This window comes from Xenorhabdus szentirmaii DSM 16338 (assembly GCF_002632585.1).
Classification (GTDB): domain Bacteria; phylum Pseudomonadota; class Gammaproteobacteria; order Enterobacterales; family Enterobacteriaceae; genus Xenorhabdus; species Xenorhabdus szentirmaii.
Map to the genome: position 1 here is coordinate 918781 of NZ_NIBV01000002.1, position 20284 is coordinate 939064.

The 20284-nt window shown below is 43.4% G+C and carries 21 protein-coding genes; 18 read left to right on the forward strand and 3 right to left on the reverse strand.

Features of this window, described 5'->3' with window-relative positions; translation table 11 throughout:
- Positions 1-37 precede the first annotated feature (37 nt).
- Both Xsze_RS14270 and rne read right to left on the reverse strand, forming a co-directional pair.
- Positions 38-664, reverse strand: a complete 627-nt coding sequence (locus Xsze_RS14270; protein ID WP_038236026.1) for an SDR family oxidoreductase — start codon at positions 662-664, stop codon at positions 38-40.
- 167 nt (positions 665-831) lie between these two features.
- Positions 832-4107 (reverse strand): ribonuclease E, encoded by a 3276-nt coding sequence (gene rne, locus Xsze_RS14275; protein WP_038236028.1) that lies wholly within the window; start codon positions 4105-4107, stop codon positions 832-834.
- A gap of 553 nt (positions 4108-4660) precedes the next feature.
- On the opposite strand from rne, the gene rluC reads away from it, so the two are divergent.
- The gene (gene rluC / locus Xsze_RS14280; protein ID WP_038236030.1) at positions 4661-5617 is read left to right on the forward strand and encodes a 23S rRNA pseudouridine(955/2504/2580) synthase RluC; all 957 of its coding nucleotides are present in this window, start codon (positions 4661-4663) and stop codon (positions 5615-5617) included.
- Here rluC and Xsze_RS14285 read toward each other — a convergent pair.
- Complete coding sequence (locus Xsze_RS14285; RefSeq protein ID WP_038236037.1) at positions 5614-6204, reverse strand: Maf family protein; 591 nt, start codon at positions 6202-6204, stop codon at positions 5614-5616. The two genes, rluC and Xsze_RS14285, sit on opposite strands and share 4 nt — an antisense overlap.
- Positions 6205-6349: 145 nt before the next feature.
- On the opposite strand from Xsze_RS14285, the gene yceD reads away from it, so the two are divergent.
- The 17 genes from yceD to nagZ all read left to right on the forward strand — a co-directional run bounded on the left by yceD (position 6350) and on the right by nagZ (position 20042).
- Positions 6350-6874, forward strand: coding sequence for a 23S rRNA accumulation protein YceD (yceD, locus tag Xsze_RS14290; protein WP_038236039.1), 525 nt, complete (start codon positions 6350-6352; stop codon positions 6872-6874).
- 12 nt (positions 6875-6886) lie between these two features.
- A complete protein-coding gene (rpmF, locus tag Xsze_RS14295) occupies positions 6887-7057 on the forward strand; it encodes a 50S ribosomal protein L32 (protein ID WP_004247080.1) in 171 nt (56 codons plus the stop codon).
- A 28-nt stretch (positions 7058-7085) separates the two neighbouring features.
- Positions 7086-8138 (forward strand): phosphate acyltransferase PlsX, encoded by a 1053-nt coding sequence (gene plsX / locus Xsze_RS14300; protein ID WP_071991759.1) that lies wholly within the window; start codon positions 7086-7088, stop codon positions 8136-8138.
- 7 nt (positions 8139-8145) lie between these two features.
- The gene (locus Xsze_RS14305; protein WP_038236043.1) at positions 8146-9099 is read left to right on the forward strand and encodes a beta-ketoacyl-ACP synthase III; all 954 of its coding nucleotides are present in this window, start codon (positions 8146-8148) and stop codon (positions 9097-9099) included.
- 18 nt (positions 9100-9117) lie between these two features.
- Positions 9118-10047: an ACP S-malonyltransferase gene (fabD, locus tag Xsze_RS14310; protein ID WP_038236045.1), complete on the forward strand. Its 930-nt coding sequence runs from the start codon at positions 9118-9120 to the stop codon at positions 10045-10047.
- An 11-nt stretch (positions 10048-10058) separates the two neighbouring features.
- Positions 10059-10793, forward strand: coding sequence for a 3-oxoacyl-ACP reductase FabG (gene fabG / locus Xsze_RS14315; protein ID WP_038236047.1), 735 nt, complete (start codon positions 10059-10061; stop codon positions 10791-10793).
- A gap of 152 nt (positions 10794-10945) precedes the next feature.
- Entirely contained in the window at positions 10946-11182 is a 237-nt protein-coding gene (gene acpP / locus Xsze_RS14320) for an acyl carrier protein (protein ID WP_012989255.1), read from the forward strand.
- 75 nt (positions 11183-11257) lie between these two features.
- Positions 11258-12499, forward strand: coding sequence for a beta-ketoacyl-ACP synthase II (gene fabF, locus Xsze_RS14325; protein WP_038236049.1), 1242 nt, complete (start codon positions 11258-11260; stop codon positions 12497-12499).
- Between the two features lie 105 nt (positions 12500-12604).
- Positions 12605-13432: an aminodeoxychorismate lyase gene (pabC, locus tag Xsze_RS14330; RefSeq protein ID WP_038236051.1), complete on the forward strand. Its 828-nt coding sequence runs from the start codon at positions 12605-12607 to the stop codon at positions 13430-13432.
- A gap of 74 nt (positions 13433-13506) precedes the next feature.
- Positions 13507-14532 (forward strand): endolytic transglycosylase MltG, encoded by a 1026-nt coding sequence (mltG, locus tag Xsze_RS14335; protein WP_038236052.1) that lies wholly within the window; start codon positions 13507-13509, stop codon positions 14530-14532.
- Positions 14529-15170 carry a dTMP kinase gene (gene tmk / locus Xsze_RS14340; RefSeq protein ID WP_038236054.1) on the forward strand — a complete coding sequence of 214 codons (642 nt, stop codon included), beginning with the start codon at positions 14529-14531 and terminating at the stop codon, positions 15168-15170. The genes mltG and tmk overlap by 4 nt, the downstream gene beginning before the upstream one ends.
- Complete coding sequence (holB, locus tag Xsze_RS14345) at positions 15167-16162, forward strand: DNA polymerase III subunit delta' (protein ID WP_038236056.1); 996 nt, start codon at positions 15167-15169, stop codon at positions 16160-16162. The genes tmk and holB overlap by 4 nt, the downstream gene beginning before the upstream one ends.
- A gap of 39 nt (positions 16163-16201) precedes the next feature.
- A complete protein-coding gene (locus Xsze_RS14350; protein ID WP_038236057.1) occupies positions 16202-16981 on the forward strand; it encodes a metal-dependent hydrolase in 780 nt (259 codons plus the stop codon).
- Between the two features lie 27 nt (positions 16982-17008).
- Positions 17009-17359, forward strand: coding sequence for a purine nucleoside phosphoramidase (gene hinT, locus Xsze_RS14355; RefSeq protein WP_038236059.1), 351 nt, complete (start codon positions 17009-17011; stop codon positions 17357-17359).
- A 179-nt stretch (positions 17360-17538) separates the two neighbouring features.
- On the forward strand, positions 17539-18129 hold the full coding sequence (gene lpoB / locus Xsze_RS14360) for a penicillin-binding protein activator LpoB (protein ID WP_038236060.1): 591 nt from the start codon (positions 17539-17541) through the stop codon (positions 18127-18129).
- A complete protein-coding gene (locus Xsze_RS14365) occupies positions 18113-18970 on the forward strand; it encodes a phosphotransferase (protein WP_038236063.1) in 858 nt (285 codons plus the stop codon). Before lpoB ends, Xsze_RS14365 begins: the two co-directional genes overlap by 17 nt.
- 61 nt (positions 18971-19031) lie before the next feature.
- Positions 19032-20042, forward strand: a complete 1011-nt coding sequence (gene nagZ, locus Xsze_RS14370) for a beta-N-acetylhexosaminidase (RefSeq protein ID WP_038236065.1) — start codon at positions 19032-19034, stop codon at positions 20040-20042.
- Positions 20043-20284 lie beyond the last annotated feature (242 nt).

The window sequence follows — 20284 nt, forward strand, 5'->3', positions numbered from 1 at the left end:
CCACGCCAATGGCGTGGTTTTATTTATGTGAGGGCAGTTAGCTCCAGTGGGGCTTTAATTCTGGATCAACTAAAGCATAAATCTGATGGTAAGTTTGTTCATCTTCTGCCATTTGTGCCAACTGCTCAGCGACATCTTTGCGGCTTACTATGCCATGAATTTCGCTCTGATAACGTTGGCAATGCCCTGTACCTGCCTGTTCCGTAAGGCCGCCAGGACGGATAATAGTAAAATTCAATGTGCTGGTTTGCAGATAGCTTTCTGCCAGTGATTTGTGTCTGACGGATTGACCAAATAGTGATTTCGCCCGCGGCGATAATGTCTTCCAGCTTTCTCCACATCCAATGGAAGTGACCAATAACAGCCTTGAAATTTGTGCTTGCTCCAGAGTATCTATGATCGCCATATTACCGTAATGATCAGCATTTCCTCCTCCAATGGTTGAGAAAACAATAGGGTTTTTTCCTGCTTGTGTAACTGCTGTTTCGATGTCTTTTTTATTGCAGGCATCACCCCGAACTACGTTTATTCCCATGGAACTCAGTTCAATTGCTTGTTGTTCATTACGAATCAACGCGGTTACAGGACGGTTTTGTTCTTGTGCAATAGTGATCAAATGGCGTCCGACACCTTTTCCTGCACCAAAAATTAGCCAAGGTTTCATAAGAGGAATGCTCTCCATAAAATTAATTAAATGATAATGATAAGCATCTAAGTTTATTGAAATCCTTAATTGAAGGGAATGATACTGGCTGGTTTTTTATATAGGCAGGATAAAAAATGGCCCCTAATAATAGAGGCCATTGCTTGACAAAAAATGACTGCGTTCAGTTATTGAAATGCCCTTGGTTTAGACATGGCTGAGGTCGCAACACTGGTCGCTGAGTGCCCGCCTGCACCCCCTTTTCCTTTGAATGGATGAGCAGGGCGTTGACATTCAGTGATAATAACTGGCTGTGTAACCACATCCGGTGCAGGAGCCTTCATCATTGGGGAGTATGCGTGATGATTTTTTTCCACGATAATCGCAGGCTCAAGAGTTTTTGTCTCTTCCGTTTTAACTTCCTCTGCCTTAGCGAAAGTTTCCGCTGCAACAGCTGGTTGTTCTTCATGATATTCCTGTTCAACGGTCGGCGTCACAATGATAGGGGCTGGCGTGTGACGAATTTCTTCAGAATCACGTAATACAGCATCATGTCGTTCTGTATTATATGAATTTTCTGACTGATATTTTTCATCATGAGCAATATCAATGCGTGATTGCACGGTTTCTGGTTCAGAAATTTCAGGCGTTTCCAATTCCGGTTCAGTAATTGCCGCGACAAAGGAACTATCGGCAGATTTTGTATTGTCATTAATGACAGTAACGTCTTTCTGCCCTGCAACTTCAGCAACTGTTTCTGCTGGAATTGGGGCAGGGTGCATTGTTTCTGGCATCAGAATCACATTTTCCTGCTGTGATTGCACGGTTTCAGCAACCGGCTCAACAGGTGTGGAGACATCAAGTTCAGCTGTTGTCACGGGAGTGACTGGATAACGTACCCAAACTTTGCCGGATGCCAGTTCTGGAGAGGCAACTGCCATTGCCAGTGGTACCGGAGATTGGGTCAGATTACGTTCATCACGATAACGGCGGCGACGTTGGCCGCTGACACGCAAATGACGCGGTGAACGGCGAGAACGACGTGGCATAGTGTTATCCTGCTGTTCATTATGTTGTACGGCAGAATTATTTTGTGATGCTGAGTTCTGTGTAGAGAGATCTTGTGGCAACTCTGCTTGATTGGCCGCTTCAACATTTGTATCGATCATCGCTGATACAGGTGTTTTTCTCTCTTCCGCTTTACTTACAGCAGTAGCTGATTCAGTTTTTGACTCCGTGACACTTACATCAGAAAGCACGGCAGGTAAGGCAGTTACTGTTTCTTCCCTAACTTCCCTGACCTCATCAATGATACGAATTTTTTGCTCAAGCTGGCGGCGTTGGCGACGAGGCATCACAGGTTGGCGCTCTTCAACTTCTTCCTCAACAATATCCGGTTGATTGGTAACTTGTTGGGTTTTCGCTTCCAGTTGTTGCTGACGTTTCTCTTCCTGACGGCGGCGTTGGCGTTCCGCTCGTTGCTCACGACGTTGTTGCTGTTGTGCTTCACGGGCTTCAGTGTCTACCGCAATATTATCTTGGGCATTACTTTTCTGTTGTGAATTTCTGCCCTTACGTTGCTCGTCACGTTCACGGTTATTGCGTGTTTCATTTTCATTGCGATCACGACGCTGATTCTGGCGGCGAGGATTGCGGCGATCCGATTGACGACGATTATCATTGGCAGAAGATTTCTTACCTTTTTCTTGAGGTTGTTTTTCTTCTTCACTACTTGTGAACATTGCTTTCAGTGCACTGAAAAGGCGACTGAAAAGGCCGGGTTTCTCAACTTGTTTCTGGTTGTTGGTTGCCGCTTTTTTCTCTTTTGTCTTTGTTTTTGCTGGTGCAGGTGTTTCAGCAGGGAGATCAAACGTTGAAATAGCAGGCTGCTCTGGACGTTTGCGCTCATGCTGAGTGTCATCCTGAGCGTTTGTCGTTTCGGTTTCGTGTAATTGTGGCAGTTGGTAGCTCAGAGCGGATATTTCTTCGCCTTTGCGTACACGCAATACAGAGAAATGCGGGGATTGCATTTGATCGTTTGGAACAATAACAACGCCCACGCCGCCTTGTCGATATTCAATCGCACTGACGGCCTTACGTTTTTCGTTCAACAGATAAGAGGCAATTTGTACTGGGACAATGGCATGAACTTGATGCGTATTTTCTTTTAATGCTTCTTCTTCAATGAGGCGAAGAATTGACAAAGAAAGTGATTCATTGTCACGAATCGTTCCTGTACCGCTACAACGAGGACAAACATGGTGGCTGGATTCGCCTAATGACGGGCTTAAACGTTGGCGAGACATTTCCAGCAAGCCGAAACGGGAGATGCGTTCAATCTGAATGCGGGCACGGTCCTGGCGCACAGCATCACGTAGCCGGTTTTCCACTTCACGTTGGTGACGAACAGGTCTCATGTCAATAAAGTCGATAACAATAAGACCACCAAGATCACGTAAACGTAATTGGCGTGCAATTTCGTCAGCGGCTTCCAGGTTCGTATTAAACGCGGTTTCTTCAATATCCCCCCCGCGGGTTGAGCGGGATGAGTTGATATCAATGGCTGTCAGGGCTTCAGTAGTATCAATGACAATAGACCCACCGGAAGGCAATCTGACTTCACGTTGAAAAGCAGACTCAATTTGTGATTCTATCTGGTAGTGACTAAATAGTGGAACTTCTCCGCTGTATAGTTTGATTTTACTGGAAAAATCAGGGCGGCCCAGAGCCGTAATATGTTGACGTGCCAAATCAAGAATTTTGGGATTATCAATCAAGATTTCCCCGATATCTGGACGCAGGTAGTCACGGAAGGCACGTACGATAACATTGCTTTCTTGGTGGATGAGAAAAGGCGCTGGGTGACTGTCTGCAGCCTTTTTGATCGCTTCCCAGTGTTTTAGGCGGAAGTTCAGGTCCCCTTGCAGGGCTTCGGCGGATTTGCCTACACCAGCGGTACGGACGATACGGCCCATTCCTTCAGGAATTTCAAGAGAAGAAAGTGCTTCTTTTAATTCAAGGCGATCATCGCCTTCGATACGACGGGATATTCCTCCAGCCCTTGGGTTATTTGGCATCAGAACCAGATAGCTGCCAGCCAGACTAATAAATGTTGTTAACGCGGCGCCTTTATTACCCCTTTCTTCTTTGTCGACCTGAACAATGACTTCCTGACCTTCTTTCAGGATATCTTTTATGTTCGGGCGACCATGAGAATGATAATTACTTGGGAAATATTCACGAGCAATTTCTTTAATGGGCAGGAAACCATGTCGTTCGGCACCATAATCAACAAAAGCAGCCTCTAGGCTAGGTTCAATCCGAGTAATTTTACCTTTATATATATTTGCCTTTTTCTGCTCGTGTCCTGGGCTTTCAATATCCAAATCATAAAGACGTTGCCCATCAACAAGGGCAACACGCAACTCTTCCTGTTGGGTTGCGTTGATTAACATTCTTTTCATTCTAACTTACTCATTATTTTTACATTGGTATAGAGCTGTAAGTAAAAGAGATGAGTTACTGGTTACCGATGGCCTCGAGTCTTTTACAAAGCCGCCAGCCTCACGGCTATCGTTTGTATAGAGGCGCCTATTTGTCGGCGAGTCTGAATTTCATTCAAATACAGCATTCTTTATTGGAGACTCTGTAATAAATCAGTACAGATTTTCCGCAATCCAGTAAACTACAACTCACAGCCCATAAATTGTTTGATTGAGCATTACGTCTTACGCCATTGCTGCGTTTTTGCCCGATCAAACAGATAACAAACAATTTCAATCTTGCCATTTGTAGTTTAGTAAACTGTGGCCAGAAAGCATTATTCCATTGCTATTGGGGTGATAGCAAGGTGACTTTGCCGCTTTGGAGGTTTTTTATTAGGAAATAGCGATAACTTGTTAATCTTTAGTCTTTCTAGCAAAACACTTAAAACAATGAAGTAAGAGAATATGAGCACTATTTAGACATATTAAAAATGAGTAGCGCTCTGTTTGTTGGATAATTAGAATCTCATCCATGAAAATGAATAATCAAATTGTACAATTTGTCACTATTGATGACGATGAAGCCGGTCAGCGGATTGATAATTTTTTGCTGGCCCGTTTAAAAGGTGTACCTAAGAGCATGATCTATCGGATTTTGCGCAAAGGTGAAGTTCGGGTGAATAAGGGAAGAATTAAGCCTGAGTATAAACTGATGGCGGGTGACATAATAAGAGTCCCGCCAGTTAGGGTGTCAGAAAAGCAAGAAACACCGGTATCCGCAAAGTTGGATAAGATCGCTGCTCTGGCGGAATGCATCTTGTATGAAGATGACCACATTTTAGTTATCAACAAGCCGTCAGGGACGGCAGTACACGGCGGAAGCGGGTTAAGTTTCGGTGTTATTGAAGGATTGCGTGCTTTGCGCCCGGAAGCGCGTTTTCTCGAATTGGTCCACCGCCTTGATCGTGATACGTCGGGAATTTTGCTGATTGCGAAAAAGCGTTCAGCTTTGCGTAACTTGCATGAACAGTTACGTTTGAAACAGATGCAAAAGGATTATCTGGCATTAGTTCGTGGACAGTGGCAATCCCATTGCAAAGTTGTTGAAGCGCCTTTGCTGAAAAATATCCTGCAAAGCGGGGAAAGGGTGGTTAAAGTTAGCAGTGAAGGCAAACCGTCTGAAACCCGCTTTAAAATTGAAGAGCGGTATTCATTTGCTACTTTGGTGCGGGCAAGCCCAGTAACAGGAAGAACTCACCAGATACGTGTGCATACTTTACATGCGGGTCATCCCATTGCTTATGATAATCGCTATGGCGATCGGGCATTCGATGAACAACTTGCAGAAACAGGCCTCAACCGATTGTTTCTGCATGCCAGTTCATTGAAGTTCACCCATCCATCCACGGGAGACACTTTGCGTTTTGAAGCACCAATGGATGGTAAGTTAAAGCAGTGTTTAAAAATATTGCGGCTTAATAATCATTAATACGATACCGTCAGTGGGTTTATCCCCTGACGGGTAAGCATTTCTGTCAGTGTAATTAAAGGCAGTCCAATGAGCGTGTTGGGATCTTTACCCTCAAGTTTTTCAAATAATGTAATTCCCAACCCCTCGCTTTTAAAGCTGCCGGCACAATTGAAAGGTTTTTCTTTGGTTAAATAATTCATTATTTCAGTGTCGGTCAACTTTCTAAAATAGACACGAAATAGTTCACTGCGAGTATCGATGTTACCGGTTTTACTGTTAAATAGCGTAATACCGGTATAAAAAGTAACACATTCTCCACTGGCATTTTTTAATTGTGTGAAAGCGTTCTCAAAATTATGTGGTTTACCCGTAATTTTATTATTTAAAACGCAAACTTGGTCTGAACCTATAATGAGATGATTCGGGTAGTTTTGCTGCAACACGGTGGCTTTTGCGCAGGATAAACGCATTACCAGTTGTTCCGGGTTTTCATTTTCCTGTGGGCTTTCATCAATATCAGGTGAGATACAGCTAAAAGGTAGCCCTAATTTTTCCAATAAGAGGCGACGATAGACAGAAGTTGACGATAAAATAATCGGAAGCATCATTTTTCCATATAAAGACGTAGAGAAATATTTGAAGGCATTTTAAACTATACGTCGCTTAATAAGCGAATATTTGGCGGAAAGGTGCAGATGTGTGGCCTTTTTCTTTGACTATATCTCATTACAAAGATAATATGCGCGCCTTATGCAAAAGGTAAAATTACCCCTGACCATCGATGCGCTTCGAGCAGCTCAGAAAAGATTAGACTACCAAGGTAGTTATTCTAGTGAGCAAGTTTCTCGTATTGCAGAATCTGTGGTCAGTGTGGATGGTGATGTTGATAGCTCACTATCATTTGAAATTGATAATCAGCGCCTGGCAGTTATCAAAGGGCATTCCGATGTGGATGTCACGTTGGCTTGTCAGCGTTGTGGCAGTAATTTCAGCCATCATGTTCACACAACATATTGTTTTAGCCCGATCGTCCATGATGAGCAGGCTGAGGCATTACCGGAAGAGTATGAGCCAATTGACGTAAATGAATTTGGCGAAATAAATTTGCTGGCAATGATTGAAGATGAAATAATTCTATCTCTGCCGGTAGTTCCGGTACATGATTCTGAACACTGTGAAGTGTCCGACGCGGATATGGTGTTTGGTGAACTGCCTTCTGAAGCAGAAAAACCAAACCCATTTGCCGTATTAGCCAGTTTAAAGAAAAGTACTTAAGGAGTAAGGTCAATGGCCGTACAACAGAATAAACCAACTCGTTCTAAACGTGGTATGCGTCGTTCTCATGACGCACTGACTGCAACACATGTCTCTGTAGACAAAACTTCTGGTGAAACTCACCTGCGTCACCATGTGACGGCTGATGGCTACTACCGTGGCCGCAAGGTAATCAACAAGTAATTTTGCTGACTATTAGCAAGTTGATACCTTGGCTAATCTAACCTTGGCGTTAGATGCTATGGGCGGGGACTTTGGTCCTCGCGTAACGGTGCCTGCTGCATTGCAGGCACTGGCATCTAATCTGCAATTAAAATTATTGTTGGTTGGTAACCCTGAAACCATTTCTCCTTTGCTTGCAAATGAAAATGCTGAGCTGCTTAGCCGTTTGCAAATTATCCCTGCGGAACATGTTGTTTCCAACGACGTAAAGCCATCTCAGGCAATTCGTTCCAGCCATGGTACTTCAATGCGTATTGCTCTGGATTTAGTCAAATCCGGTGAAGCACAGGCCTGTGTGAGTGCGGGAAATACAGGGGTTTTGATGGGATTGGCTAAAATGATGCTGAAATCCATTGAGGGAATTGAACGGCCGGCGCTAATGACAGTTATACCTAATTTGAAACAACAGAAGACTGTTGTCTTGGATTTAGGCGCTAATATTAATTGTAATAGCCGTATGCTGGTTCAGTTTGCGATTATGGGTTCTGTCATGGCCGAATATGTTGTTGGTGTGAATAATCCGAGTGTCGCACTGCTTAATATTGGGGAAGAGGAATCTAAAGGGCTCGATAATATCCGCGAAGCCGCTATAACCTTGCGCAATACACCAGCCATTAATTATATTGGTTATGTGGAAGGAAATGAGCTACTGACGGGGAAGACGGATGTGCTCGTGTGTGACGGCTTCGCAGGTAATGTTACGCTGAAGACGATGGAAGGTGCGATAAGAGTGATCTTATCTTTGGTAAAATCACCGAATGGCCAGCAAGGAAAATCATCCTGGATAATGAAAATATTCAAGATGAAGATATTCAAAAAATGGTTGCTGAAGCAATTAATGAAACGGTTTGGTCATCTAAATCCTGATCAGTATAACGGCGCAGCGCTATTAGGGTTGCGTGGTATTGTTATTAAAAGTCACGGTGCTGCCAATGAGCAAGCGTTTAAAGCTGCGATTGATCAAGCTGTTCAGGCCGTAGAAAAACGGATACCTGACAGAATTGCTGCCCGGTTGGATGTAGTATTACCCAAGAGTGAATAGGCATATAATGTATACAAAAATCTTAGGTACGGGCAGTTACTTGCCTGCTCAGGTGCGTACTAACGCAGATTTAGAAAAAATGGTGGATACGTCTGACGAATGGATTGTTACTCGTACAGGTATCCGTGAACGCCGTATTGCAGCTGAAGATGAAAACGTTGCAACTCTGGGTTTTAAAGCGGCGGAAAAAGCCATTGAAATGGCAGGCATTGATAAAACACAAATTGATTTGATTGTTGTTGCAACAACAAGCTCAACTCATGCCTTTCCAAGTGCAGCCTGCCAAATCCAGCAACTACTGGGAATTCCTGGTGTTGCTGCTTTTGATGTGACAGCAGCATGTGCGGGCTTTACTTACGCCTTGAGTGTTGTCGATAAATTTATTAAAACTGGTGCAGCCAAACATGCATTAGTCATTGGTTCTGACATTATCTCAAGAGTTCTAGATCCTGAAGATCGCGGTACAATTATTCTCTTTGGTGATGCAGCAGGGGCCTTGGTTGTTGGTGCTTCAGAAGAGCCGGGTATCTTATCCACTCACCTGCATGCCGATGGTCGTTATGGTGATTTACTGTCACTGGCTCATCAAAAGCGGACTAAAGAGGCTTCTCCTGAATATGTTACAATGGCCGGTAATGAAGTATTTAAAGTTGCTGTTCGTGAATTGTCGAACATTGTTGAGGAAACATTGGAAGCCAATGATTTGTCTCACAGTCAATTAGATTGGCTGGTACCTCATCAGGCAAATTTACGTATTATTTCAGCGACAGCGAAAAAATTAGATATGACGATGAATAAAGTGGTTGTGACGTTGGATCGCCATGGCAATACGTCGGCAGCATCCGTTCCAACAGCTTTCGATGAAGCGGTGCGTGATGGAAGAATTCAACGCGGTCAACTGGTTTTACTTGAAGCATTTGGCGGAGGCTTTACCTGGGGCTCTGCGCTGGTACGTTTTTAATTTAACAGGAAAATAAACATGTCTGATTTTGCAATGGTGTTTCCCGGTCAAGGTTCTCAATCTCTGGGTATGTTGGCAGATTTAGCCGCAGAATTTCCTCTGGTTGAACAGACTTTCTCAGAGGCTTCTACAGTCTTGGGGTATGACTTATGGGCATTGGTTCAACAAGGTCCCGCAGAAGAATTAAATAAAACGTGGAAAACCCAACCTGCTTTGTTGGCAGCCTCAGTCGCTATTTGGCGCGTATGGCAGGCAAAAGGCGGTAAAGCTCCTTCCATGATGGCAGGCCACAGCTTGGGGGAATACTCAGCACTGGTCTGTGCCGGCGTGGTTGAATTCCAGCAAGCGATCAAGCTTGTCGAATTGCGCGGAAAACTGATGCAGGAAGCCGTGCCTGAAGGGAAAGGAGCGATGTATGCCATTATCGGTTTGGATAATGAATCCATTGCAAAAGCATGTGAAGAATCTGCACAAGGGCAGGTTGTTTCTCCCGTTAACTTTAACTCGCCAGGGCAGGTTGTCATCGCGGGAGAGAAAGATGCCGTAGAGCGCGCGGGTGCAGCATGTAAAGCCGCCGGCGCAAAACGTGCCTTGCCTTTGGCTGTCAGTGTTCCCTCGCATTGTGCATTGATGAAATCTGCTGCTGAGCAGCTGGCTGTTGCACTGCAAGAAATTAAGTTTAATCAGCCACAATTTCCGGTCATTAATAACGTCGATGTAAAAATAGAAAAATCTGCGGACGCTATTCGTGATGCTCTTGTTCGCCAGTTGTATAATCCTGTACGCTGGACAGAATCAGTTGAATATATTGCTGACCAAGGCATAGAGCAACTGTTGGAAATTGGCCCAGGAAAAGTCTTAACCGGGTTGACTAAACGAATTGTTGACACTTTAAATGCTGCAGCAGTAAATGATGTATCATCACTCACAGTTGCTCTGAACAAATGACTGAGGAAAACATGAGCTTTGATGGAAAAATTGCCCTGGTTACAGGTGCTAGCCGTGGAATAGGCCGTGCAATTGCCGAATTATTGGTTGAACGTGGTGCATGTGTTATAGGTACTGCGACCAGCGAAAAAGGTGCTGAAGAGATCAGCGCCTATCTTGGTGATAAGGGCAAAGGTTTTGTACTAAATGTCACAAATTTAGAATCCATTGAAGAAGCACTATCGAATATTCGTGCTGAATTTGGTGAAATAGACATTTTAGTTAACAATGCAGGCATCACTCGTGATAACTTGTTGATGCGCATGAAAGATGATGAGTGGCAAGATATTATTGACACAAATCTTTCTTCGATTTTTCGTCTGTCAAAGGCAGTAATGCGCTCTATGATGAAAAAACGTTATGGACGTATTATTTCTATTGGCTCCGTTGTTGGAACAATGGGAAATGCAGGGCAGGCGAATTACACGGCTGCGAAGGCAGGAGTTATTGGTTTCAGTAAATCATTGGCTCGTGAAGTCGCTTCTCGTGGTATCACCGTTAACGTTGTTGCACCTGGTTTCATTGAAACAGATATGACTAAAGCGTTAACAGACGAACAACGTGCAAGTATTTCATCTGGAATTCCTGCCAATCGTCTTGGTGATGCAAAAGAAATTGCCAGTGCTGTAGCGTTCCTTGCTTCTGACGAGGCCGCTTACATCACGGGTGAAACATTACATGTCAATGGCGGCATGTACATGATCTAAAAAATGAACGAACCTTCTGTTTCTTATGTATTTTTTGTACAAAAAGGAGCAAGATGTGGTTCGACCAGCCGGGATTTGGTTGCATCTTTTCCTGTATTTTATAAACTACGAAAACCATCGCGAAAGCGAGTTTTGATAGGAAATTTAATAGTATGAGCACTATCGACGAACGCGTTAAGAAAATCATCGTTGAACAACTGGGTGTTAAAGAGGAAGAAGTTGTAAATACAGCTTCATTTGTTGATGACTTGGGCGCTGATTCTCTTGACACAGTTGAACTGGTAATGGCTCTGGAAGAAGAGTTCGATATCGAGATCCCAGACGAAGAAGCTGAAAAAATCACAACAGTTCAGGCTGCTATTGACTACGTTGAAAACGCAGGTAAATAAGCACACATACCTAGGCGGTCGTTCGACCGCCTATGTTTTTTGTCCTAAATTTTTTTCCCTCCCTGGAGGATAACCGTGTCTAAGCGTCGAGTAGTCGTGACCGGACTAGGCATGTTATCTCCTGTCGGCAACACAGTAGAATCTTCTTGGAATGCTGTTTGTGCAGGACAGAGTGGTATCGGCCTTATCGAACATTTTGACGCCTCTAACCATGCAACTAAGTTTGCAGGTGTGGTGAAGAATTTTAATCATGAAGATTTCAATATTTCGCGCAAAGATGCACGAAAAATGGATCTCTTCATTCAGTATGGTATTGCCGCAGGCATACAAGCCATTGCAGACTCAGGAATTGAAGTAACAGAAGCCAATGCTAGCCGCTTTGGTGCCGCTGTTGGTTCAGGTATTGGTGGTTTGGGGTTAATTGAAGAAAACCACAGCACATTGCTTTCGGCAGGACCGCGTAAGGTCAGCCCATTCTTTGTGCCTTCGACCATCATCAATATGGTGTCAGGTCATCTGAGCATTCTTTATGGTTTGCGTGGCCCGAGTATCTCCATTGCAACGGCTTGTACTTCTGGCGTACACAATATAGGTCATGCGGCGCGTATCATTGCTTACAATGATGCTGACATTATGCTGGCTGGTGGTGCAGAGAAGGCGAGTACAGAATTTGGCATTGCGGGATTCGGTGCTGCACGTGCATTATCGACCCGTAATGATGATCCTCAGGGAGCAAGTCGCCCTTGGGATAAAGACCGGGATGGTTTTGTGCTAGGTGATGGTGCGGGTGTTGTTGTTCTTGAAGAATATGAGCACGCTAAAAAGCGTGGAGCAAAAATTTATGCTGAAGTCGTTGGCTTTGGTATGAGTAGTGACGCTTATCATATGACTTCGCCTCCTGAAGATGGCGCTGGTGCTGCTTTAGCGATGGCAAATGCTCTGAAAGATGCAGGCATTTCACCAGAGCAAGTGGGCTACATTAATGCTCATGGTACTTCAACACCAACCGGTGATTTGGCTGAAGCCCGTGCTGTGGAAACTGTTTTTGGTAAAGACACCAAAGTATTGGTAAGTTCTACCAAATCAATGACAGGTCACTTGCTGGGGGCTGCTGGTGCTGTTGAGTCCATCTTCACTATTCTTTCATTGCGTGATCAAATTGTTCCTCCAACCATTAACTTGGAAAATCAGGATGAGAATTGTCACTTGGATTTAGTTCCGGGTGAAGCACGTAAAGTCGAGGATATGGAATACGCATTATGTAACTCTTTCGGTTTCGGTGGCACCAATGGGTCATTGATTTTCCGCAAGATCTAACATATTTTGTATTTGTAAAAGCCTCAACATTTGTTGGGGCTTTTTTATAACTTTTCTTTAATAACTCAGATTATCAAGTCTTTTTATTGAAAATAAGAACTTAAAATGACGTATTGGATTAACGGACAACAGTGCGATCTTTTACCCGCTAGTGATCGCGCAATACAATTTGGTGATGGTTTCTTTACCACTATCAGGGTTGAACAAGGGCAAGCCGCGTTGTTGCCTTTGCATATAAAACGCTTGCAAAGAAGTGTGGAAAGACTGTTCATGCCAGCGCCGGATTGGTTTGGCTTAGAAGAACATATTAAACAAGTTGTAAGCGGGCATGAATCAGGCGTTTTGAAAGTCATTCTTTCCCGGGGTACGGGAGGACGTGGTTATGGTTTTGATAGTACCGCGACACTGACTCAAATACTCTCTTTAAGCGCATACCCTGAACAGTATATTACCTTACGTCAAAAAGGGGCTTCATTGGCTCTTAGCCCTATTGCTATGGGGATCAACCCTCATCTGGCGGGTATCAAGCACTTGAATCGCCTGGAACAAGTTTTGATAAAAAGATTTATCGGACAGGCCAAAGTGGATGAAGCCCTTGTGCTTGATAGTGATGGTTTATTAGTGGAGTGTTGTACAGCGAATATATTCTGGCGAAAAGGGAAGCAGGTTTATACACCTGAGCTTAATCAGTGTGGTGTTGAAGGGGTTATGCGGCAGAAGATAATCGAATTGTTATCTGAAAGTGATTATAACTTGTCATATATAATGCGTTACCCTGAAGCATTGGCACATGCGGATGAAGTGATTATCTGCAATTCCTTGATGCCGGTGATCCCGGTAAATCAAATACAGGCACATGAAAACCAACCTGCATGGCACTATCAATCCAGAAACTTGTATGAGTATTTATTGCCTAACTGCTTAAAACCCTAATGGTTAGTAGACAACTGTTTAAATCTTAGCGACTAATTGCTCATCATTAAAACATGAATAAAAGTGATTATCGAATGAAACTAAAAAAGTGCTTTTTCATTCTATCTGTCTTGGTTATTGTCATTGCAGCGATAGTATTTTTCTCTTTTGCAACGAAACTAGAGAACTTTGCCAATCAAAAGATCAAGGTTAATCAAGAGATTATATTTACCGTGCCAGCAGGGACCGGACGGATAGGGATCGAGGCTTTATTACTTCAACATAATTTAATCGAAAATAATCAATTAGTACCGTGGTTGTTTCGGTTTAAACCAGAATTAGCGGAATTCAAGGCGGGAACTTATCGGCTAAAAAATGGGATGTCGTTAAAAGATGCCTTACAACTGTTTGCCAGTGGCAAAGAAGTTCAATTTACTATCCGCTTTATTGAAGGCAGCCGGCTGTCTGATTGGGCAAAAGTATTGCAGAATGCGCAGTATGTAAAGCATGAAACAGAAAATAAAACGCCGGAAGAATTCAATAAGGCTTTAGGCATGAAAGCCGGGGAATCTCTGGAAGGTTGGTTTTATCCGGATACCTATTCATATACTGCGGGCACGAGTGATGTGAAATTACTCAAGCGGGCTCATGATAAAATGAAAATGCTGTTGCAACAAGAGTGGGATAACCGCGAAAAAAACCTGCCTTATAAAAATGCGTATGAAATGCTGATCATGGCATCCATCATTGAAAAAGAGACAGCCATTGAATCGGAGCGCACTAAAGTTGCCTCTGTATTTGTGAACCGGTTACGCTTAAAGATGCGGTTACAAACTGATCCGACCGTTATTTATGGATTGGGAGAAAAATATACGGGAACGATTTTTCGCAGCAATCTTAATGCGTTTACACCCTATAATACCTATATGATTGACGGGTTACCCCCAACGCCGATTGCTATGCCGGGTTTGGCTTCGATCAAGGCGGCGGCACATCCTGCGGTTACAGAATATTTATACTTTGTCGCGAATGGCGACGGTGGCCATACATTTACCACCAACTTGATAGCACATAATAAGGCGGTAAGCATTTATCGTCAGAGGTTAAAACAGAATAAATGAATAGCAAATTTATTGTCATTGAAGGGCTTGAGGGCGCCGGAAAAACAACAGCAATTCAAACAGTAATGGAGACATTACAACAGCATGGCATTTCTGATCTGATTCTTACTCGTGAACCTGGTGGTACACCGTTGGCAGAAAAATTACGCGAGTTGATTAAACAAGGTGTTGAGGGAGAATTACTGACGGATAAAGCAGAAGTATTAATGATTTATGCTGCGAGAGTTCAGTTGGTAGAAAATGTAATTAAGCCTGCTTTGTCTAACGGAAAATGGGTTATCGGTGATAGACATGATCTGTCCTCCCAAGCCTATCAAGGGGGAGGGCGTGGTATTGACCAGAACTTGATGGCGTCATTGCGCGAAGCTGCTTTGGGTGATTTCTATCCGGATTTGACTGTCTATCTTGACTTACCTCCGGAGATTGGCTTGCAGCGTGCTCGTGAGCGTGGTGAATTGGATCGCATTGAAAAAGAATCGTTGGATTTTTTCCACCGTACCCGTGAAAGGTATCTGGAACTTGTAAAGAAAGATCGCAGAATAAAAAAAGTGGATGCTACGCAACCATTAAGCAAGGTTCAGGATGATATCCGTCAAGTTGTATCACAGTGGCTGCAAGAACAGGAACAATTGGTATGAGTTGGTACCCGTGGCTTAATCATGGATATCGCCAGTTAGTTGAGGCTCATCAACAAGGGCGGGGTCATCATGCTATTTTGCTTCATGCTCATGAAGGAACCGGGGCAGATGCGTTTGTGTATGGATTGAGTCGCTGGTTAATGTGTCAGGACAGGCAGGGCATGAAAAGTTGTGGCAAATGCCATGGTTGTCACCTGATGTTGGCAGAAACGCATTCTGACTGGCATGTTCTGGTTCCTGAAAAAGGAAAAAATACTATTGGCGTGGATTCTGTGCGCCAGCTCAGTGAAAAACTCTATGAATATTCTCAGCAGGGAGGGGCGAAAATTGTTTGGGTGCCATCAACAGAATCTCTGACTGATGCTGCGTCCAATGCGTTGCTGAAAACATTGGAAGAACCTCCCCAGAATACGTATTTCCTGCTGAGATGCTTGAATCCGGTAAATGTATTGGCAACATTGCGTAGCCGTTGTTTTTACTACTTTCTTTCTGCCCCTGAAATCTCTGTGGGGCTTTATTGGCTGCGAAACCAATTTCCGGCTATATCTACATTGGATATACAAACAGCATTAAAACTTTCACAAGGCGCGCCATTGGCTGCCAAACAGTTACTTCAGACTGAAAAGTGGCAGCAGAGGAACGCGTTTTGTCAGGCAATTGAACAAGCATTGAGTAAGTGTGATACCCTGTCACTTTTACCGTTGTTAAATCGCGATGATGTGCAGCAATCTTTGTTCTGGTTGATCAGTTTGTTATCCGATGCGGCGAAATGGCGGCATCACGCAAAGAATTACTGTGTTAACCAAGATCAGCTGGTTTTGGTTCATCGCCTTGCACTTTCTCAGAGTGCGGAAGCATTATTAAGAACCATTGATGACTGGATGCATTGTCGTCATCAATTATTATCTGTGGTGGGCATTAATAGAGAACTGTTGCTGACAGAGCAATTACTCAATTGGGAAAAGAACCTTGGCCCGGTGTCCAACCAATGAAGGATATACCTCAATCACTTATTTAGATACGAGTATATTATGTTTTTAGTTGATTCTCATTGCCATCTTGATTGCCTTGATTATGAAAAACTGCATGAAAGTGTGGATAATGTTGTGGCAAAAGCGGCGGAACGGGATGTGAAATATCTGCTGGCAGTGGCGACAACATTGCCTGGTTTCCAGCAAATGAAAAATTTCATAGGCAAACGGGAAAACGTGGCTTATTCCTGTGGTATTCATCCATTGAATTTGGATGAGGGATATGATTTTGGTGAACTTGCCCGGCTGGCTGAGGATACAGACGTGATTGCTCTGGGGGAGACTGGTCTGGATTATTATTATCAGAAAGAAAATGCTGAACTCCAGAGAACCTCATTCCGCGAACACATCCGAATCGGCCGTAAATTAAACAAACCCGTGATCGTACATACCCGTGACGCGAGAGACGATACATTGATGGTCCTGCGGGAAGAAAACGTACAAGAATGTGGTGGTGTACTGCATTGTTTTACGGAAGATAAAGAAACGGCAAGAGCTTTACTTGATTTGGGTTTTTATATTTCTTTTTCCGGCATTGTCACTTTTCGCAATGCAGAACAAATCCGTGAAGCGGCAAAATTTGTGCCGCTTGATCGTATTTTGGTAGAAACTGATTCACCTTATCTGGCGCCTGTTCCACACCGTGGAAAACAGAACCAGCCAGCTTATGTGCGTGATGTTGCTGAATATATGGCGGTTCTGAAAGGTGTCAGTCTTGATGAATTGGCTAAAGTGACTACAAAAAACTTCTGTGAATTATTTCATGTTGATATTAAATAAAACTAAACGGTAGAAAGGAGAATTAAAATGGCAGAAGAAACTATTTTTAGTAAAATTATTCGTCGTGAAATTCCTGCTGATATTATTTATCAGGATGATTTAGTCACAGCATTTCGGGATATTTCACCTCAGGCACCCACCCATATTCTTATTATACCGAATGTACTGATCCCGACAGTGAACGATATTACTGAGGATCATGAATCTGCACTGGGTCGCCTATTTACAGTCGCAGCAAAGATAGCAAAAGATGAAGGCATTGCGGAAGACGGTTATCGCTTGATTATGAACTGTAATCGCCATTCAGGTCAGGAAGTATTCCACATTCATATGCATTTGGTTGGTGGTCGCCCATTGGGTCCACTGCTGGCAAAATAATAGACTGAGAAAGTCACGTTATTCACAAGATGCCTGTGCCTAATGGAGTTCAGGTTGCATTATGGTGGCAAGGGAACGACAAATTCGTTCCCGGCGAATTTACCCGGCCAACAAAGAGGCAATCTGAAAAACGCAGGGTATAAGGGTATATAAGGTAGGGATGTAACTGGGGTAGGTTAATGAAAAGAATTCTCTTTGTTTTATTATCAGTAATGCTGCTGGCGAGCTGTACCCTTGATATCAAGGAACAACCGTCTGCTCCGGTTACACCTGTGGAGCCGGAGAAAAAACCGGAGCAGCCGACGACAGAGCCATTGAAAACAGTTCCCCAACAACCTAAATTGGATTCTTCTCTTAATTGGAATACGGTTGTTCAACCATTGGTTGAGCGGATGATAAATGCGAATGGGGTGGAAAAAGGGAAGTTATTGCTCGTTGATTTTGTTAAAAATAACACGACGGGTTCTTTACAAACCTTGAAAGCGACAGATGCAATAACCAATGTCGTCAGTAGCAAACAATTCTTTCAGGTTGTGTCGAAATCCCAAGCTCATGTCGCCAGACAAGCGCTGGGGTTATCATTGGAAGATAGTTTGGGATCGCGTACTAAATCCATTGGATTGGCGCGTTATTTGAATGCTGATTATGTTCTCTATTCTGTAGTTTCTGCTGATTCTGGCGATAATAGTGGGCGTAACATCGAGATGCAGCTTATGTTCGTTAAAACGGGTGAAATACTCTGGTCAGGCCATAGTGACATCAAAGAATAATCATCTTTTGTTGAAAGCGTTGCATCTACAGTGGCCTGATATTCCAACAGACTCATGGAAAATTAGGCCATTAACGGGGTTAACACAGGCAAGTTACTATATTACTGGTATACGTCAGATGGTTGGGCGGGCACAAACACCATTCAGTAAAACATTAGGTGTTAATCGTCATCGAGAAAATAAAATATTACGTAACTTATCCATTACAGGAATATCACCTAAAGTGATCGCCATGTGTGGCTCTTGGTTATTTTTGGAATGGTTGCAGGGAACGAAGATAGCATCAGAGATATTCAGTTCACCAGCATTACAATACTCTTTGGCTCAATCTATTGCCCTTCTTCATAATCAACCCAGATTGGGATATCCCCTTCAACTCAAACAACAAATTGCTTTTCAATGGCAGCAGATTGACCGACGGCGTTTATCTCCGGGTTGGTTACGATTGCATAAATATTTTATGGCAACTAAGCTTCCAGAAGCTTTAAAGATAGCACCAGCTCATATGGACATTCATCCTGATAACGTGCTGATGACCGAAGAGGGGTTAAAGCTGATTGATTGGGAATATGCCGCTGATGTCGATATTGGCTTCTCATTGGCTGTATTATTTATGGGGAACCAATGGAATGAAATACAGCAGCAAACATTTTTAGATTATTATTGCCTTCAGGCATCAGGATACTCTGATATTAAACAATTAAAATTGCATATTGAGCAGTGGAAGCCCTGGGTTAATTATATGGCTTTGATGTGGTATGAAGTCCGCTGGCAGCAAACCAAAGAACCCCAATTTTTATCCTTGGCGCATCCCTTGCGCCATGCTTTTAAATTGACTTAATAAACTTAAATACAATAGTAATTAAATCGATAGAAATTAATGCAAAGAAGCGAGGAATCCTATGGGTCCAGTAATGTTAGATGTTGTTGGCTATGAATTGGATAGTGAAGAACGCGAAATCTTACAACATCCATTAGTGGGCGGTTTAATTCTGTTTACCCGCAATTTCCACGATACAAAACAGTTACGTGAATTAGTTCGCCAAATTCGTAAAGCTTCCCGCCATCGCCTGATTATTGCTGTTGATCAGGAAGGAGGGCGGGTTCAGCGTTTTCATGAGGGCTTTACGCGTTTACCAGCAGCGCAATCTTTTGCTTGTATGAATGATATGCAAATGGGAGCTCATTTGGCAGAAGAGTCAGGTTGGTTGATGGCATCAGAAATGATTGCGATGGACATTGACATTAGCTTTGCACCTGTCTTGGATTTGGGACATAAATGTACGGCAATCGGTGAACGCGCATTTCACGAAGAGCTTGAACCTGCAATGATGATGGCTGAAAGGTTCATTAAAGGCATGCATACCGCAGGAATGAAATCAACGGGAAAACATTTTCCGGGACATGGGGCCGTTATGGAAGACTCCCATAAAGAAACACCCAGGGATAATCGCTCAATGGATACTATCCGTTGCCATGATATGGCGATTTTCCAAGATTTTATCCGGCGTAATTTATTGGATGCAATTATGCCGGCCCATGTTATTTATTCCCAGATCGATCACCGTCCTGCGAGTGGTTCGCCGTATTGGTTGCAATCGGTATTGCGTCAGGAATTGGGGTTTGAAGGTGTGATTTTTTCCGATGATTTATCTATGAAAGGTGCGGCAATCATGGGGAATTATGCTGAACGGGCAAAAGCCTCATTAGATGCCGGATGTGACATGATTCTGGTATGTAATGATCGTGATGGTGCGGTTAGCGTCTTGGATAGCTTGCCCCAACTCCATTCAGAGAGAGTGGCACGGTTATATCATCACGGAAAACAATTCAGTTTGGAGGAATTACAAAAATCTGAGCGTTGGCAGCAGGCTAATAAGTCATTACATGATTTGTGTGAAAAATGGCAATAATTTGAATCAACAGTGCTGTTCTCCCCAACAGACCCTGAATTGCAGGTTAATGTAGTGGCACCAATTTTGCCATATGGCAGTTTTATGGCAGAAGGATAGCCCTACTTACATTCATTAGCAAAGTACATATCCAGCAAAGTACATACCTAGCAAAGTACACACCAGGAATAAGATCACTATTGATGTTCTTATTCCTGATTCTGATGTCTTTGACTTTATGCCCTTTTTATCCTCCACCGCAG

Bases quoted from the DNA above. Each gene is read 5' to 3' on its own strand.
- Xsze_RS14270 (WP_038236026.1), bottom strand. From the start codon at position 664: ATGAAACCTTGGCTAATTTTTGGTGCAGGAAAAGGTGTCGGACGCCAT.
- rne (WP_038236028.1), bottom strand. From the start codon at position 4,107: ATGAAAAGAATGTTAATCAACGCAACCCAACAGGAAGAGTTGCGTGTT.
- rluC (WP_038236030.1), top strand. From the start codon at position 4,661: ATGAAAATGAATAATCAAATTGTACAATTTGTCACTATTGATGACGAT.
- Xsze_RS14285 (WP_038236037.1), bottom strand. From the start codon at position 6,204: ATGCTTCCGATTATTTTATCGTCAACTTCTGTCTATCGTCGCCTCTTA.
- yceD (WP_038236039.1), top strand. From the start codon at position 6,350: ATGCAAAAGGTAAAATTACCCCTGACCATCGATGCGCTTCGAGCAGCT.
- rpmF (WP_004247080.1), top strand. From the start codon at position 6,887: ATGGCCGTACAACAGAATAAACCAACTCGTTCTAAACGTGGTATGCGT.
- Xsze_RS14305 (WP_038236043.1), top strand. From the start codon at position 8,146: ATGTATACAAAAATCTTAGGTACGGGCAGTTACTTGCCTGCTCAGGTG.
- fabD (WP_038236045.1), top strand. From the start codon at position 9,118: ATGTCTGATTTTGCAATGGTGTTTCCCGGTCAAGGTTCTCAATCTCTG.
- fabG (WP_038236047.1), top strand. From the start codon at position 10,059: ATGAGCTTTGATGGAAAAATTGCCCTGGTTACAGGTGCTAGCCGTGGA.
- acpP (WP_012989255.1), top strand. From the start codon at position 10,946: ATGAGCACTATCGACGAACGCGTTAAGAAAATCATCGTTGAACAACTG.
- pabC (WP_038236051.1), top strand. From the start codon at position 12,605: ATGACGTATTGGATTAACGGACAACAGTGCGATCTTTTACCCGCTAGT.
- mltG (WP_038236052.1), top strand. From the start codon at position 13,507: ATGAAACTAAAAAAGTGCTTTTTCATTCTATCTGTCTTGGTTATTGTC.
- tmk (WP_038236054.1), top strand. From the start codon at position 14,529: ATGAATAGCAAATTTATTGTCATTGAAGGGCTTGAGGGCGCCGGAAAA.
- holB (WP_038236056.1), top strand. From the start codon at position 15,167: ATGAGTTGGTACCCGTGGCTTAATCATGGATATCGCCAGTTAGTTGAG.
- Xsze_RS14350 (WP_038236057.1), top strand. From the start codon at position 16,202: ATGTTTTTAGTTGATTCTCATTGCCATCTTGATTGCCTTGATTATGAA.
- hinT (WP_038236059.1), top strand. From the start codon at position 17,009: ATGGCAGAAGAAACTATTTTTAGTAAAATTATTCGTCGTGAAATTCCT.
- lpoB (WP_038236060.1), top strand. From the start codon at position 17,539: ATGAAAAGAATTCTCTTTGTTTTATTATCAGTAATGCTGCTGGCGAGC.
- nagZ (WP_038236065.1), top strand. From the start codon at position 19,032: ATGGGTCCAGTAATGTTAGATGTTGTTGGCTATGAATTGGATAGTGAA.